Consider the following 15,394-nt stretch of genomic DNA (forward strand, 5'->3'; position numbering starts at 1 on the left):
AAGCTTATCTTAACAGACTAATGTAAGTGCTACTTTAGCATTGAAGCAGCACTTACATTAGTAGTAACACACCTAATTGTGAATTATCTTATTCATAACCACATTGCCATTAGCGTCGTCTGTTAAATATAATGTATAAATCTTGCCGGCTTCGAGACCGGTAAAGTTATAGTTACCCACATTGTTTTTTGATGTAAGGCCATCTACCTCAATAGTTAATACCCCCGGAGATACATATTTGTAACCTGTTTCCTGATTTTTTACGAGAGAACTGGAATAATTATCTCCATTAGAGTTTTTAATTGTTACAATGTTTGGCGCCTCGTCACTTAAATGAATAAACTTAATTTTAACCTGGCCATTGTTTGGAGTGCCGAGGTCGTCTTCAAAATTTTTAACTCTTGCATTTGATCCGGTGCCGGCAAGGTATACGGTGAAATTGACACCATTTGCTGTATATAATGATCCGGATGCATACACCGAGTTCGTCCCGGCATTTTTAAACTCCGTGATCATGTTTTTGCCGGAAGTCGCATTGATATAGGCGGAAGCGTCCATATAATTAAGGCCGCCATTTATCAATACGTTACCTGCGAGTGTGAAGCTTTGTGCCCCGGCAGTAGCCGATGCGTTTACTACCTTAATGTTAAATTGTCCGGAAGGATCGATCGAGTTCTTTTTGCAGGACGAAATAGTTATTGTTGCTATCAACAAGGCGGCGCCAGTAAGCAGTTTTTTATAAATTGATGTCGTTTTCATGATTTTTCTGATGTGTTATTTCTTTGATTTTGTTTTGCATAAACAAGTTGCCCGGGCACTACATATACTTAACCCGGATATCTATGTTTGACTTTGTTTTCAGGTCTACTTTAAAATTGTCGAATGATGGCTTTTTCATTTTCTCCATAAAAAAATTGGAGAAGCCGAATCCTTCCTTGGGTACACTGATAATATTTTTATCAATTTTCCCATTACCGTTTTCATCGTCCAGCAGGGTTATGCCATAAATTCCTGGCTCCAGAGTTAGCTTTACCGTCATTGTTCCATTGTCTATGGAGTTTTTGTCAAAGGTTATTTTTCTATAAGGCAACTGTTCCTCGTAAGCTGCCTCATCCTTAAATATGCTGATAATGATTTTTCCTTTTGATGACCTTATGCCGGTGATTTTAACTGGTAATTCCTGCGCCTTGATAGTAGAAGCAAAGAAGATCATGAGTAAACCTGCTAACAGGTTAATGCTAAACACTTTTTTAATCTTTTTCATTTTTAATGTTTTATTTGGCACAAACTTATTTGCGGCGGAAGAGGGGTGGTTAGGAAAACTTAGCGAAGCGGGCAAATGACAGTGTGAATTGCATATGGCTTGTTTTAAAATATCACATCAGATTGCTGTAATGCATTTTTGCGGTAATCATATTAAAGCAGCATGTCCGCTTCAGTGTTGCCAGGTAAATATTCAACCTTGATTTTGCCCGCTTTAATATCTTAATAATTAAGCATCAATAACTTATTTATACCTTCGCATGCATGCAGGATAAATTACCGCTAAAGCGCCTGGTTCGCCTTACATGGCTGCAAACGATCATCATTGGATTCATTTTTTATCTGGTTGCATCTAATACAGACAGGCCGGTTCATCATGTTATCGCCTACACTTTGCTTACCATGTCCGGAATTTTGCTGGTAGGGTATTCGGATATATCCCTCATGATCATTATTTCAAAAAAGTATTCGATCAGGTCTAAAAAGTTTTCGCTGCTACGACGGGTTTCAACTTATCCGGTCAGTATACTTATTTATCTTATCTTAAGACCTGCATTTGGTTATGCAGGGAATATTCCATGGTCTTTTCTGGATACTGGATCGTTTTTCGCTTTCGTCGGGTCGGGAGTTGTAATTAATACGCTCATAACCTTACTGCATGATTCTGTGTTGCTGTATGAACACAAAATGTACAGCGAGCTTGAATTATCACGGTTGAAGACAGCAAATGCAGAGGCGATGAACCTGGCTTTAAAGCAGCAGATCCATCCTCATTTTTTATTTAATGCATTAAATACTTTAAAAGCCCTTTATCATAAAGATACCCAAATTGCCGACGACTACATTGTTCACATGGCTAACTTTTTGAGGGCCTCCATTTATCATAATACCGCTAATATTTCTATGCTGAAAGATGAGGTAGCTCTGTTAATGGATTATCTGGAAATGCAGCGTATCAGGTTTGGAGCCGCGCTTGATTGCACCATTGATGTATCAAATGAAACGCTTAATAATTATTATCTCCCTTCGTTTTCGCTTCAGCCGCTTTTAGAAAATGCCATCAAGCATAATACTTTCACATTGGAGGATCCGCTCAAAGTAAAGATCAGTCAACAGGCGGGATGGCTGATTGTGAGTAACCATATTCAAAAGAAAAAAATGAAAGTTGCTTCTACCGGTTATGGCCTTGCAAATCTTGCGGAAAGATATAAGCTATGTTCCGGCAATGAAATAATTATTGAAGAAACTGCAAGTATATTTTCTGTAAGTATTAAATTATTAAGTAATGAATATAGTAATCATTGAGGATGAAGGTATTGTTGCTGACGACCTGGAATTGAATATACGCAAACTGATTGACGAAACGGTTGAAATTGTTAAACTCCGGTCTGTAAAAGAAGGTATTGCCTATCTCCATAAAAATGATGCGCCCGATCTTATCTTTAGCGACATCCAGTTAGGTGATGGGTTGAGTTTCGAGATATTTGTAAGTGAGCCGGTTTCCGTTCCGGTCATCTTCTGTACTGCTTATGACGAGTATGCTTTAGATGCATTTAAAGCCAACGGGATAGATTATATCCTGAAGCCTTTTACCCGCCAAACATTGAACGCCGCGCTACAAAAATATATGCAATTAAGGAAGATATTCTCAACGGATCAAATGCCCCAGTATGATGCACTGCTCAAATTGCTGTCGGGAAAAGAAGGGCAAAAAGCCGCCTCTGTTTTGGTTTATCATCTGGATAAGATCATACCAATCAGCCTTGACGATATCGCTATGTTCTATCTGGATAATAACGTTACCAACTTACTCACCCATTCCGGAAAGACGTATTTTCCAAATAAAAACCTCGATGAACTTGAACGCTTAGCCGGCAGTACTTTTTTCCGTGCCAACCGTCAATACCTGGTTTGCAGAAAATCGATCATTGATGTTTCCAGCTTTTTTTCAAGAAAGTTATCTTTAAATCTTAAGGTCGCTCATCCGGAAAAGGTAATAGTGAGTAAAGGAAGAGCAGCCCAATTTTTAAGCTGGCTTGCTAATGGATAACGTGCCATCCGTTTCTCAAAAGTGCAATTTACTCCATAAATTTCTAATCAGCGTTTTTTTAAAGGGGCTTCAATTCACCTTCGGGTGTGGATTTGCCCGCTTCGTTTGCTTTTTACTGTAATGCGTGTTTGCCCTGCCGCACCTTTGGATAAATATCAGCCGGCAATTAGTCAGCATGGCTTAATTAATCACAGTAAAAAAGAGAATTTATGAAAAAATTAATCTTGAATTTAATTATCTTATTATCGTTATCCTTAAAAAGTTTCAGTCAAACAACGTCGACCTCTGCCACTACCGAAAATCAAAGTTTTGGGCAAAAGCTCATGAGCAAATTAGAGTTTGGTATTAAAGCAGGAGGCAACTATAGCAATTTTACAAGTGCCAATTTCACCACCGACCCGCTTCCGGGTTTTAATGCGGGCTTTATAGTCGCTTATAAGTTTACCGATAATTTTTTGGTACAGGAAGAGTTCCTTTATTCGCTTCAGGGTGCTAAAGTTAAAAGCGGAGAACTCGGCATGCAGGATATTAAACTTTCTTATGCTTCGGTTCCCATCCTTTTTAAATATCGCACGAACTCCGGGTTTTACTTGGCTGCCGGTGGCCAGGCAGGTTTCAAGATAAAAGAAAATGTTGGAGGTAAAACTGATTTGAAATTCGCCAAAAAAGTTGATTTTGGTGCGGTGGGCGGTATTGGCTATCAATCTAAAATAGGATTAGGAATAGATGCGCGGTACTATTATGGTGTACAAAAAGTGTCTGAAACACCATCCGCAAGTCTTGGCGACTTTAAAAACAATAGTATACAGGCTAGTATCTTTTACATTTTCTAATTTAGATAAGCTCCATAAGCAATGTGATCTATATTCCGTGATTGTCGGGTAATCTAACGAAGTTCCATCAACAGATTCATGTTTGCCAAAAATCAAAGCTTAGTTCTGAGTACGGGTCATACGAGCGTTCCCGGAACTAAGCCGGGCAAACAGTCGTTGGCATTATCGCCATTAAGGCCGGGTTTAATATTTTTCTGCTGGCAAATGATAACAACTTTCATTTACTGAGTGGCGCGAAGTGCTTCTTTCAGCTGATGCAGTATACCGGACTTATTATTTTTTCTACAAACAGATTAGGAAGGGTGTTTGATCAACCATCCTGCAGACATAGGCGTTCACTTCAGGATCGTCGTCTATTACTAGGCAATTAAGCACTTGTCCGTACCAGCTATTGTACGGTACAAAAAGCCTTTTGTTTCAGTTTACCTGGCTATAATTTTTCAGATAATTTAAACCGGAGGTAAAAGGTTTACCACGTTTATAAGCCTGGCTACTTGATATGCTGAATTGGTTAATGCATACGGAATTGTATATCCGAGCCTTGCGGATTATACAACTTAGGCGACTTGCAGGTTTTGCATTGCTCTTCGATTCTCACATTACGAATTTTTATTGCTCAGCTTTACTTAAACAATTGTTTGGCAGATACATTTATTTCGGTAGATTTATGTATTCGTGTTGTTTTAACCATTATTAACCATTGAGAGTACTTGTAGCAATTGCAATAATTGTGGGTTTGTTCCGTACAACCTACGCGCAACATAATAGATACCAATTTTCGCACCTCGATATCAGTAATGGCTTGTCGCACAACCAGGTGAATTGTATTTATAAAGACCGCAAAGGATTTATGTGGTTCGGTACACTTTCGGGCCTTAACCGGTACGATGGTTATACCTTTAAGGTATTAAAACATGATGCTGTAAACAAAAATTCAATTAAAGACAACTTTATAGTAAACATATTTGATGGGCCCGGGCAAAACTTATGGATCTTAACGCGTACAGGTATCTCCATTTACAACCCTGATACCGAACAGTTTTACAGTGATGTAACGCAGGTGCTTAACGCATTGAAGCTACCTTGGGGCACACTCATGAAGATAAAGAAAGATAGTAAAGGTAATTATTGGTTTGTTTATGATAATAATGGTATTTACCGATACAACGAAGCCAATCGGCAAACGTATCATTACAACAATACAGCCGGTTCCCGTCCTGCACTTTATGCCAATAATGTTGTTGACATAGTTGAAGACTCTAATGGCAATTTATGGATTGCTTATGACAACGGTGTTGTTGAAATGATGGATGCGGGCTTGAAAAGCATTACGTATCAAAAAGCTATTGTTAATCAAGCACCGGGCATAAAAGTGCAGGATTACGCCCTTACTATTGATAAAGATGATGATATATGGTTATATGCACCCACCATTGACATGGGGGTATTTTATTTTAATACCACGACCAAAGTTGTAAAGCACATTGATAAAGAAACGCCGGGAAGCAGCTTAAACACTAATGTAATAAATACCGTTGTGCAGGCCGACGATGGATCGATCTGGATAGCTACCGATCATGGCGGCATCAATGTGCTGAATAAACATGATTTTAAGATAACTTATTTGCAGCACCGTGAAGATGATCCCAAATCGTTAAAGCAAAACAGTGTGATGCTGTATAAGGATAACTCCGGGATTATGTGGGCCGGTAGTTTTAAAGAGGGAATAAGCTATTACCATAAAAATATTCTCCGGTTTCCGCTATACAAACACTACGGTTCAGACCCCGGGAGTTTGAGCTTTGAGGACGTTGATAAATTTGCCGAAGATAAAAACGGCAACTTATGGATAGGCACCAATGGCGGCGGACTAATTTATTTGAACCGTAAAACAGGTAAATACACACAATACAAGCATGATCCGCAAAACAGCAAAAGCCTTAGCAATGATATTATTGTCAGCCTTTGTATCAGCCACGATCAAACGCTTTACATAGGCACTTATTTTGGCGGGATGGATAGCTTTGATGGTAATACCTTCACACATTACAAGCACCAGGATAATGTTGCCACATCTGTTGCCGACAACAGGATTTACAGCATAATTGAAGATTCATCGAACAAACTATGGGTGGGTACTTTTGCCGGCGGCCTGGATGTGTTTGATCCCGCTACCAAAATATTTCATCATCCGTTTAGTCAAACGCAGATCAGGTCGCCTTATGTATCTTCTATATTTGAGGATAGCGAAGGCGATATATGGGTAGGAGGATATCTTGGGGTAGACAAAATATCAAAAAAGACGGATCGAATCATTCATTACAGGCACGAAGAGGGGATAGCTAACAGTCTTATCAGCGATAATGTAAACAGTATTACCCAGGATAGCCGCGGACTGATGTGGATAGCTACCCGTGATGGGCTAAGCATCCTGAACCCCAAAACGAATCAGTTTACCTCAATGGTTACGCAAAACGGACTTCCCGACAATTCTGTACTAAATATACTGGAAGATAACAGCAACAATATGTGGCTGAGTACTTCGGGAGGGATTTCAAGGATAAGCCTTACACCTAAAGGCAATGGTTATACTTATCAATTTAAAAATTTTGACGAAACTGATGGCCTGCAGGCGCGTGAGTTTAATGTAAATGCGGCGCTTAAAACAAGCGCAGGCGAGCTGATATTTGGTGGTGGGCACGGGTTTAATATTATTGATGCACGGAGTATCCGCCCGGCGATAAATAAACCCAGGTTAATTTTTACCGACTTATTGTTATTTAATAAAAGTGTAACAGCCAGTGAAGATTTTAATGGTCACGTTATTCTTAACAAAGCTATTTCAGCAACCAGTAGCATTACCTTACATCATAACGAGAACGTTTTTACCATTGAATTTGCCGCCCTTAACCTTTTTAATCCTCATAAAGCAAAATACCAGTATATTATGCAGGGTTTTGACAAGGGATGGATAAATGCCGATAACACTGTTCGTAAAGCAACCTATACCAACCTCGATGCAGGCAGCTATGTTTTTAAGGTGCGAACCTCCACAAACGGAAACTGGAGCAATGATTACATATCATTAAATATCAACATCAAACCGCCGTTTTGGAAATCGCCATTAGCCTACGTGGTGTATGCAGTTTTATTTTTTGGCGCGTTGTTATTGATTCGGCAACGGGGGATTCAAAAAATAAGAAACGAATTTGCTGCCGAGCGGGAAAAAAAGGAAACCCAGCTTATTATAGAACAGGAACGGCAGGAAATTGAGCGTATGCATGAGATTGACCGGCTCAAAACCAAGTTTTTAACTAATGTGAGCCACGAGTTCAGAACGCCTTTATCGCTCATTTTGGCACCGGTTGATAAGATGCTGACCCAAGCCGGCGGGGCCGATCAGAAGCTACAACTTAATATGATCAGGAAAAATGCCAGGCGTTTGCTCAATCTGGTTAACCAGTTGCTTGATTTTAGGAAAATGGAGGTGGCTGAACTAAAGCTTAATAACAAGCCTGGCGATATCATCAGGTTTATAAAAGAGATAAGTCTTCTGTTTACAGATATTGCCGAAGAAAAGGGGATAGGGTTCATTTTTGATACGGAAGCAGATAGCCTTAAAACCAATTTTGATCATGATAAAATTGAGCGTATCCTGTTTAACCTGCTTTCCAATGCCTTCAAGTTTACGCCATCAGGCGGTCATGTTAGTGTTTTGCTGAATAGCGTTATGGCTGGCAATGAACAACAATCACAATTTTTAGAAATTAAGGTAATAGATACCGGCATAGGCATACCTAAGGATAAGCATAAACGCATTTTTGAACGGTTCTTTCAAAATGATATACCCGGCTCTATGCTTAATCAGGGTAGCGGTATTGGCTTGGCTATTACTAAGGAGTTTGTTGCTATGCATGGGGGTGAAATCCTGGTAGAAAGTAAGCCGGGAGAGGGTAGTTGCTTTATTGTTCAAATACCGGTTATGATTGATGAGTTGATGCCTTCTGAAATAGAAGTAAAAGGTGATGATCCCGTGCTAACAAGAAGCGGTGAGTTACAAAAAAGGCCATTAAAAGCAAGTAAAAAACAAACCGTGTTGCTGGTTGAAGATAATGACGATTTCAGGTTCTATTTAAAAGATAATTTAAAAGAAGTGTTTCATATCATTGAGGCATCAAACGGCAAGGAAGGCTGGCAAAAAGCACTTGCCCTGCACCCGGATATTATGGTGAGTGATATTAGCATGCCCGAGATGAATGGTAAGGACCTTTGCAAAAAGGTAAAGAACGACAGCCGTACATCACATATCCCGGTAATATTGCTTACCGCGCTTATTGGCGAAGAAGAAGAATTGAAAGGTTTGGAAATTGGCGCGAATGACTATATGACGAAGCCTTTTAATTTCGAAATTCTTATATCAAAAATAAAGAATCTGTTAAACCTACAGGCAAGCTTTAAAAAAACCTATGCACGGCAACTGGATGTGCAGGTGAACGAGCCTGCCATAGTATCAATTGATGAAAAGTTCGTAAAGGAGATTGTAACCTACATCGGCGAAAATATGCTCAATCCATCACTTTCGGTAAATGAACTGAGCAGGCATTTCGGCATGAACCGTAATACGCTTTATAAAAAATTACTCAGCATCACCGGTAAAACTCCAGTTGAATATATTCGGTTGTTGAGGCTTAGGAAAGCGGCTTACCTGCTGGAACATAGTCAAATGAATATTGCCGAGGTTGCCTATGAAATTGGGTTTAATACACCTCAATATTTCGCCCGATCATTTAAAGAGGAATTTGATTTGCTTCCATCCGAATTTGTGCTGCAAAAGCGAAAACAGCATCATGAAGTTTAAGCTTTTAGTGCGTTAAAGTGTAAATAGTGAATTATATATCAAATAATTAGGTTTGAGTAAACATCTGTTACATGCTTAGTTACAAATGTTCCCTTTGTGTTATATGCCGGCTGTTATCTTCACTTTTAAATAACCAGTTAATCTCATATCAAGCATTTACATGATGTCACATCGTAATTTCCAGGCAGCTGCGGAAAGGGCCGCTCTTTTTTTAATGGTATTCATAGGTATCATTTTTACAACTCAAACCCATGCTGCTATACGCAATTTTAAAAAGCAGCCGGACGGTGTACTTTTTAATTTAGATAAAGGCCGCCTGAAGATAAAGATTTGCAGCGCCGATATCATTGAGGTGAAATACACCATATTCGATTCGTTTTCTGATCAAGCTTCGCTGGTTGTAAGTAACAAGTGGAAACAGGCTACGGCATTCAAGGTAACCGATGCCGTCAGCAGTATAATTGTTGCAACCACGCGTTTGAAAATTGTGGTGAATAAAGCAACAAATGCTATCAGTTATTTTACCACGGATGGTAAACTGATTACTTCAGAAAGTAAAACAGGCGGCAAAACCATGCAGGCGGCAACCATTGCGGGTATAGATACCTATAATTGTAGTACGGCGTTTAATTCACCGGGCAATGAGGGTTTATTTGGATTGGGTTGCCACCCGTTAGATTCCTTGTCTATCAATAACAAAGGCCGTAACCAGGATATGGCCATTAAGTATTTAACGGGTGCCATCCCTGTAATGCTTTCAACCAGAGGTTATGGTTTAATGTGGGATAACTATTCGGCCTCCAATTTTTATGGAGGAGAAAATGGTAATACTAAATTCAGGTATGTTTCTGAAAGTGGCAGGCAGGTTGATTATTTCTTTTTTTACGGACCTGATTTCGACCGTATTATCAACCTTTACCGCACTGCAACCGGCAAAGCACCTATGTATGGAAAATGGGCTTATGGATTATTTCAATCGCAAGACAGGTATTTGAGTGAAGCAGAAATACTTACTGTTAAAGATAATTACCGCAATAACCACATCCCGGTTGACGTAATTGTGCAGGACTGGTACTATTGGGATCCATTGCCCATCGGCTCGCACATTATGAAGCCCGAACGTTACCCTCATCCTAAAAAAATGGTCGACGAGTTGCACAAATCTAACATACATGCCATGATATCTATATGGCCGGTATTTGGTAAGGGTACACCCAATTACACGGCGCTGGAAAAAATGGGTGGTTTAACCAGCATAACCTGGGACAATGTGGTAACCCATACCTTCGATACTTATTACGATGCTCATAACCCTGCAGCACGTGAACTATATTGGCAGCAGGCCAGGGATAGTTTGGTAAAACGTTATGATTGGGATGCCTGGTGGATAGATCAATGCGAACCCGATAACGGCCTCTTGCTAGATGAACGCCGTAAGGCCAACTTTTCAATTGGTAAGGGTATAGATTACTTTAACACCTATTCATTAGAACATACAAAGGGAGTATACCAGGGCTGGCGCATGGATATACCGGGTAAAAGAGCTTTTTTTTTAGTAAGGCAGTCGTTTGCCGGCGAGCAGCGTAATGCCTCTACATTATGGTCGGGCGATATTGAATGTACCTTTTGGAACTTTAAGAATCAGGTACCACAGGGTATTAACGCCTGCGCGTCGGGCATTCCGTACTGGACGTCGGACATCGGCGGCTATCATTATAAATGGGGTGCACCGGATTGGTCGAAACCCGAAAACCGGGAGCTTTTCACCCGTTGGTTCCAGTTCGGTGCCTTCTCGCCAATTTTCCGAATCCACGGCAAGGGTGAGCGGGCTATGTTTTCTAATAACTGGGATGATAAAACAAAAGCGATCCTGCTGAAATATGATCAGTTGCGTTATCGCCTGCTGCCCTACATCTATTCCCTTGCCGGCCGTGTAACGCAGGAAAATTACACCATTATGCGTGCGCTGACCTTTGATTTCAGGAATGATGCAAACGTTTACAATATACCTGATCAGTATATGTTTGGTCCGGCGTTTATGGCCAACCCGGTAACCGAACAATTGTATACCGGCAGCAATGCTTCGGCAGGTAAAACAACCCGGCAGGTATATTTCCCAAAAGGCGCGCAATGGTACGATTTCTGGACAGGTAAGATATATAAAGGTGGTGAAACCATTGCTGCTGCTGCACCCATTGAAACCATGCCGCTGTATGTAAAGGCGGGTTCTATAATACCGATGGGGCCGGTAATGCAATATGCTACCGAAAAGCCCGATGATACCATTGAACTGCGAATTTACCCGGGTGCAAACGGCGATTTTACTTACTATAGTGATGAGAATGAAAATTACGATTACGAAAATGGCAAATTTGCAACCTTTAAGCTGAGTTATGATGATGCGCGGCATCAACTCACCATTTCCAATACCAAGGGTAGTTATGTGGGAATGCTTAAAACGCGTAAGTTCAATATAGTGCTGGTGAACGGCGCGCATGGCTCAAACCCTACTGAAGTGCTCAAAGCCGATAAAAAGATAACCTACACAGGTAAAATGCTTGTTGTTAAGCTGTAGTTCGTGCTACTGATCACTATGTGATACAATCGGGTATTACGAATACTAATGGACCGCATCTTACTAAGATGCGGTCCATTGCGGGTTTATGTACAGCGATTGCTGCTAACATGTTTGGCTTATAAGTTTCTGTTCATCAATATCCGAACAGCCATTGCCTTGCAGGTATGTTTCTGCCGGGCAACCTGTGAGTAATTTGATAATAGTGCATTTTCTAAATCGGAAACCCAATTTTGCAATCATAAGTATCTTTAAATGAGTGTTTTATATATTGATAAACATTTGTTACATCAATAATTACAAATGTTCCACTCCTCTAAAATAATGCATTATATCTTCATGCAATAATAATACAGGTAACGGTTTTCAGCCATTTGCCTGCATTATTAACCAATTGTATAACCAATTCCCATAAACCGGGATTAGCAGATTTTTGATAAATGACATGTTGCCAGTATACACTGTAATATAGCCTGTTTCTCTACAATCGATTGCGGAGAAAGCAGCATATATGTTAGCGTAATTTTTAAACATGTTATTTAATAAATAGCTAATCCTTTAAACAACGAATTATGAATGAAAACTTACATTAAATCCCTCATTACCTAACCTATTGATCAAACCAAAAATGAACCAATTTTAACATGAAAAAACATTTACGAAGAAAATTAACATATGGTGTATTGCTGGTGGCAGCCTTACTGGTGCTAAGCCTTGACGGCTACGCCCAAACCATTAAAATTACCGGCAAAATCACCAGTTCAGACAACTCAATGCCGCTGCCCGGGGTAACGGTAAAAATTAAAGACGCTTCTACCGGTGCGGTATCGGGTACAGACGGTACTTATACCATTAACGCCAAACAGGGCGATGTGCTGGTGTTTAGCTTTTTGAGCTTTGCCACTCAGCAAATTTATGTGGGCTCAAACCCTATTATCAATGTAACACTTAAGTCATCAACCAGCGAATTAAGTGAAGTGGTGGTAATAGGCTATGGTACCAGAGCGCGTTCAGATCTTACCGGTGCGGTATCGTCAATAAAGGCAAGTGATATTATGCGAGCCCAAGCAACCACCTTTGACCAGGCTTTACAGGGTAGGGTAGCTGGCGTGGTGATTCAACAGGTATCGGGCCAGCCCGGCGGCGATGTCAATGTGCAGATCCGTGGTTTAGGAGGATTTCTGGGTGCGCCGCCATTGTATGTTATTGATGGTGTGCAAGTACCCCCAAACGGTCAGTCGGCAATTCCAGGCAATGGCACCAATCCTTTATCCACTATCAATCCATCAGATATTGCTTCTATTGATGTGCTGAAAGATGCCTCGGCAACCGCTATTTATGGCTCGCAGGCATCAAACGGAGTAATTATTATCACCACCAAGAAAGGAACAGCAGGGGCGCCGCAGATCAGTTATGATGGTTACAGAGGATGGCAAAAGCTACCCGGCTATTATGATGTGATGGATCTGCGTCAATACGCAACCTTTATGAACGAGAAATCGGCAATTATAGGTTATGATGTTCGTCCGCAGTTTGCCAATCCGCAGTATTTGGGCGTGGGTACCAATTGGCAAAAAGCCTTATACCGTACCGCACCTATGCAAAACCACAACCTGGCCATTAGCGGTGGCGATGCACGCACCAAATATTACCTGTCCGGAACCTATTTTTCTCAGCAAGGTATAGCATTGGGGTCAGACTTTAAACGGATCTCAGTTAAAGCGAATATCGATAACAAAACCACCAACTGGTTAAAAGTAGGTATAAACACGCAGATGGGGCATGTGGTAGAAAATGTAGCGACTACAAATACCGGGGTAATTCTGCAGGCACTTAACCAAACGCCCGACGTTGCCGTGAAAAATCCTGATGGTACCTGGGGTGGTAACGACCCTAATATTTACGGTGCAACAGGTACCAACCCCTTTGCGATAGCAACCATTGTAAAGGATTTGAAAAGCAGATACCAGTTATTGGGAAATGCATACGCCGAAATTCAATTTACTAAAGACCTAACGCTGCGAAACGAAGTAGCCGGTAATTTTGATTTCGCTACCGAAGATTACTTTAACCCTACCTACGTAATGGGCGCTTATACTAAAAATACCAATAGCGGTACGGCTACAAGTGCTCAAAACTTCTACAATTCCATTTCTAACTACTTAACCTACCAGCATACGTTTGCCCGTAAATATTATGTAAATGTGGTGGCGGGCCATGAGGCCCAATTGCTAAAAAGCAATGGTGTATCGGCAACGCGTACTAATTTTGCAAGTAATAACGTGCAGGTAATCAGCAGCGGTGATGCTACTACGGCAACTAACACAGGCGTAAAGGGTCAGGGATCATTAGAAGCTTATTTTGGCCGTGCGAATTTTACGTATGATGACCGGTACCTGCTTACAGCCACCGTGCGTCATGATGGCTCATCTAAATTTGCAGAAGCCCACAGGTGGAACACCACTTACTCCGGCGCTTTGGCCTGGAAAGTGAATCATGAAAGTTTCCTGAAAGATGTTAAAGCTATTAATGACCTGAAATTACGTGTAGGTTATGGTTTGGTAAATAATCAGAATATTGCTGAATACGCTTATGGTTCAACCCTAAATACGATAGCAACAGGCTTGTCGGGTAATTCGCAAATTACTACTACAACAGGCAACCCGGATATTAAGTGGGAAACTACAAAGTCATATAACGGCGGGCTTGACGCTACTATTCTAAAGGGCCGAATCAGCTTTTCAGTTGACGCGTATTACCGTAAAACAGATAACCTGTTATTAAGCCTTACACTACCTTATTATTCGGGTACCTTTCCTAATGGCGGCTATTCGCCGGGTGCTGTACAGGCGCCTTATGTTAACATAGGTGCGGTAAGCAATAAGGGATTTGAATTTACCTTGTCAACCCAAAACGTTAAATCGAATAGTTTTAATTGGAACACCAATATCACTTTATCGCGCAATATCAATAAGGTGCTTAATTTGGTTGATGGTACGCCTGCCATTTACGGCTCGGTTACCAAAACAGTGGTGGGCAGGTCAATCGGTGAATTTTACGGTTACCAGGTATTGGGGATTTATAAAGATGCCGCCGATTTTTCCAAATACCCTGCATTGCCGCAAAACGGAAGTGGTGCAATTCCTATCACTCCCGGCTCGGGCGGCGTTTGGGTAGGTGATGTTATATTTAAGGATCTCAACAGTGATGGTAAAATTGACGCCAGCGACCAAACCTATTTAGGCTCACCGTTACCTAAATTTCAGTATGGTATCAACAATAGCTTCAGCTATAAAAATATCGACCTGAATGTTTTCATGACCGGCAGTTATGGCAATAAAGTGTACAATCAAATAAAGGTTAACGGTAACAACCCCAATCAAAACTTTGGTTATTTCCCTGCAGCGGCCAATTATGCCAGGATCGGGTTGATCGACCCGGCCGGTTCAGCCTCAGATATCAATAACGTATATATAACCAATCCATCCACCATTATAACACGGATAAGCCAAAGCAGCGGTAATGATAATCAGCGTTTTTCTGACAAATACATTGAAAGCGGTTCGTATTTAAAATGTAAGAGCATTGCCCTTGGCTATAGCTTTTCAAACAGCCTTGTAAACAAGATCCATTTAAAATCGCTGCGGGTATATGTTAACGTTACCAACGTATTCACCATATCAAAATATACCGGTTACGATCCGGAGATAGGTTCGTGGAATCCTTTGGCGGCAGGTATTGATAATGGCTATTACGCACAGCCGCGCGTTTACTCAGTTGGCCTTAACGTATCGCTAAATAATTAAAACTGATAA

Annotated in this window: 8 protein-coding genes; 6 read left to right on the forward strand and 2 right to left on the reverse strand. The window is 40.8% G+C overall.

The annotated features are described in order from the left end of the window. Positions 1-72 precede the first annotated feature (72 nt). Both ABD894_RS15455 and ABD894_RS15460 read right to left on the reverse strand, forming a co-directional pair. Positions 73-759 (reverse strand): DUF4397 domain-containing protein, encoded by a 687-nt coding sequence (locus ABD894_RS15455; RefSeq protein WP_345211962.1) that lies wholly within the window; start codon positions 757-759, stop codon positions 73-75. A 58-nt stretch (positions 760-817) separates the two neighbouring features. Continuing rightward, on the reverse strand, positions 818-1,264 hold the full coding sequence (locus tag ABD894_RS15460; protein WP_345211963.1) for a DUF2141 domain-containing protein: 447 nt from the start codon (positions 1,262-1,264) through the stop codon (positions 818-820). 443 nt (positions 1,265-1,707) lie between these two features. Between ABD894_RS15460 and ABD894_RS15465 the strand changes: the two genes are divergently transcribed. The 6 genes from ABD894_RS15465 (at position 1,708) to ABD894_RS15490 (ending at position 15,385) form a co-directional block, all read left to right on the forward strand. Further along, positions 1,708-2,568 (forward strand): sensor histidine kinase, encoded by an 861-nt coding sequence (locus tag ABD894_RS15465; protein WP_345211964.1) that lies wholly within the window; start codon positions 1,708-1,710, stop codon positions 2,566-2,568. Beyond that, positions 2,549-3,313 carry a LytR/AlgR family response regulator transcription factor gene (locus tag ABD894_RS15470; protein ID WP_345211965.1) on the forward strand — a complete coding sequence of 255 codons (765 nt, stop codon included), beginning with the start codon at positions 2,549-2,551 and terminating at the stop codon, positions 3,311-3,313. The genes ABD894_RS15465 and ABD894_RS15470 overlap by 20 nt, the downstream gene beginning before the upstream one ends. Positions 3,314-3,522: 209 nt before the next feature. After that, a complete protein-coding gene (locus ABD894_RS15475; protein WP_345211966.1) occupies positions 3,523-4,146 on the forward strand; it encodes a porin family protein in 624 nt (207 codons plus the stop codon). A 700-nt stretch (positions 4,147-4,846) separates the two neighbouring features. Beyond that, positions 4,847-9,004, forward strand: a complete 4,158-nt coding sequence (locus ABD894_RS15480; protein WP_345211967.1) for a hybrid sensor histidine kinase/response regulator transcription factor — start codon at positions 4,847-4,849, stop codon at positions 9,002-9,004. A gap of 160 nt (positions 9,005-9,164) precedes the next feature. Then, entirely contained in the window at positions 9,165-11,579 is a 2,415-nt protein-coding gene (locus ABD894_RS15485; RefSeq protein WP_345211968.1) for a glycoside hydrolase family 31 protein, read from the forward strand. Between the two features lie 644 nt (positions 11,580-12,223). Beyond that, positions 12,224-15,385 (forward strand): SusC/RagA family TonB-linked outer membrane protein, encoded by a 3,162-nt coding sequence (locus ABD894_RS15490; protein ID WP_345211969.1) that lies wholly within the window; start codon positions 12,224-12,226, stop codon positions 15,383-15,385. Positions 15,386-15,394: the final 9 nt, after the last annotated feature.

Source organism: Mucilaginibacter gynuensis (genome assembly GCF_039541195.1).
GTDB lineage: Bacteria > Bacteroidota > Bacteroidia > Sphingobacteriales > Sphingobacteriaceae > Mucilaginibacter > Mucilaginibacter gynuensis.

Coding starts and splice junctions, on each gene's coding strand:
- ABD894_RS15490 (WP_345211969.1), top strand. CDS start 12,224: ATGAAAAAACATTTACGAAGAAAATTAACATATGGTGTATTGCTGGTG.
- ABD894_RS15460 (WP_345211963.1), bottom strand. CDS start 1,264: ATGAAAAAGATTAAAAAAGTGTTTAGCATTAACCTGTTAGCAGGTTTA.
- ABD894_RS15485 (WP_345211968.1), top strand. CDS start 9,165: ATGATGTCACATCGTAATTTCCAGGCAGCTGCGGAAAGGGCCGCTCTT.
- ABD894_RS15470 (WP_345211965.1), top strand. CDS start 2,549: ATGAATATAGTAATCATTGAGGATGAAGGTATTGTTGCTGACGACCTG.
- ABD894_RS15465 (WP_345211964.1), top strand. CDS start 1,708: ATGATCATTATTTCAAAAAAGTATTCGATCAGGTCTAAAAAGTTTTCG.
- ABD894_RS15455 (WP_345211962.1), bottom strand. CDS start 759: ATGAAAACGACATCAATTTATAAAAAACTGCTTACTGGCGCCGCCTTG.
- ABD894_RS15475 (WP_345211966.1), top strand. CDS start 3,523: ATGAAAAAATTAATCTTGAATTTAATTATCTTATTATCGTTATCCTTA.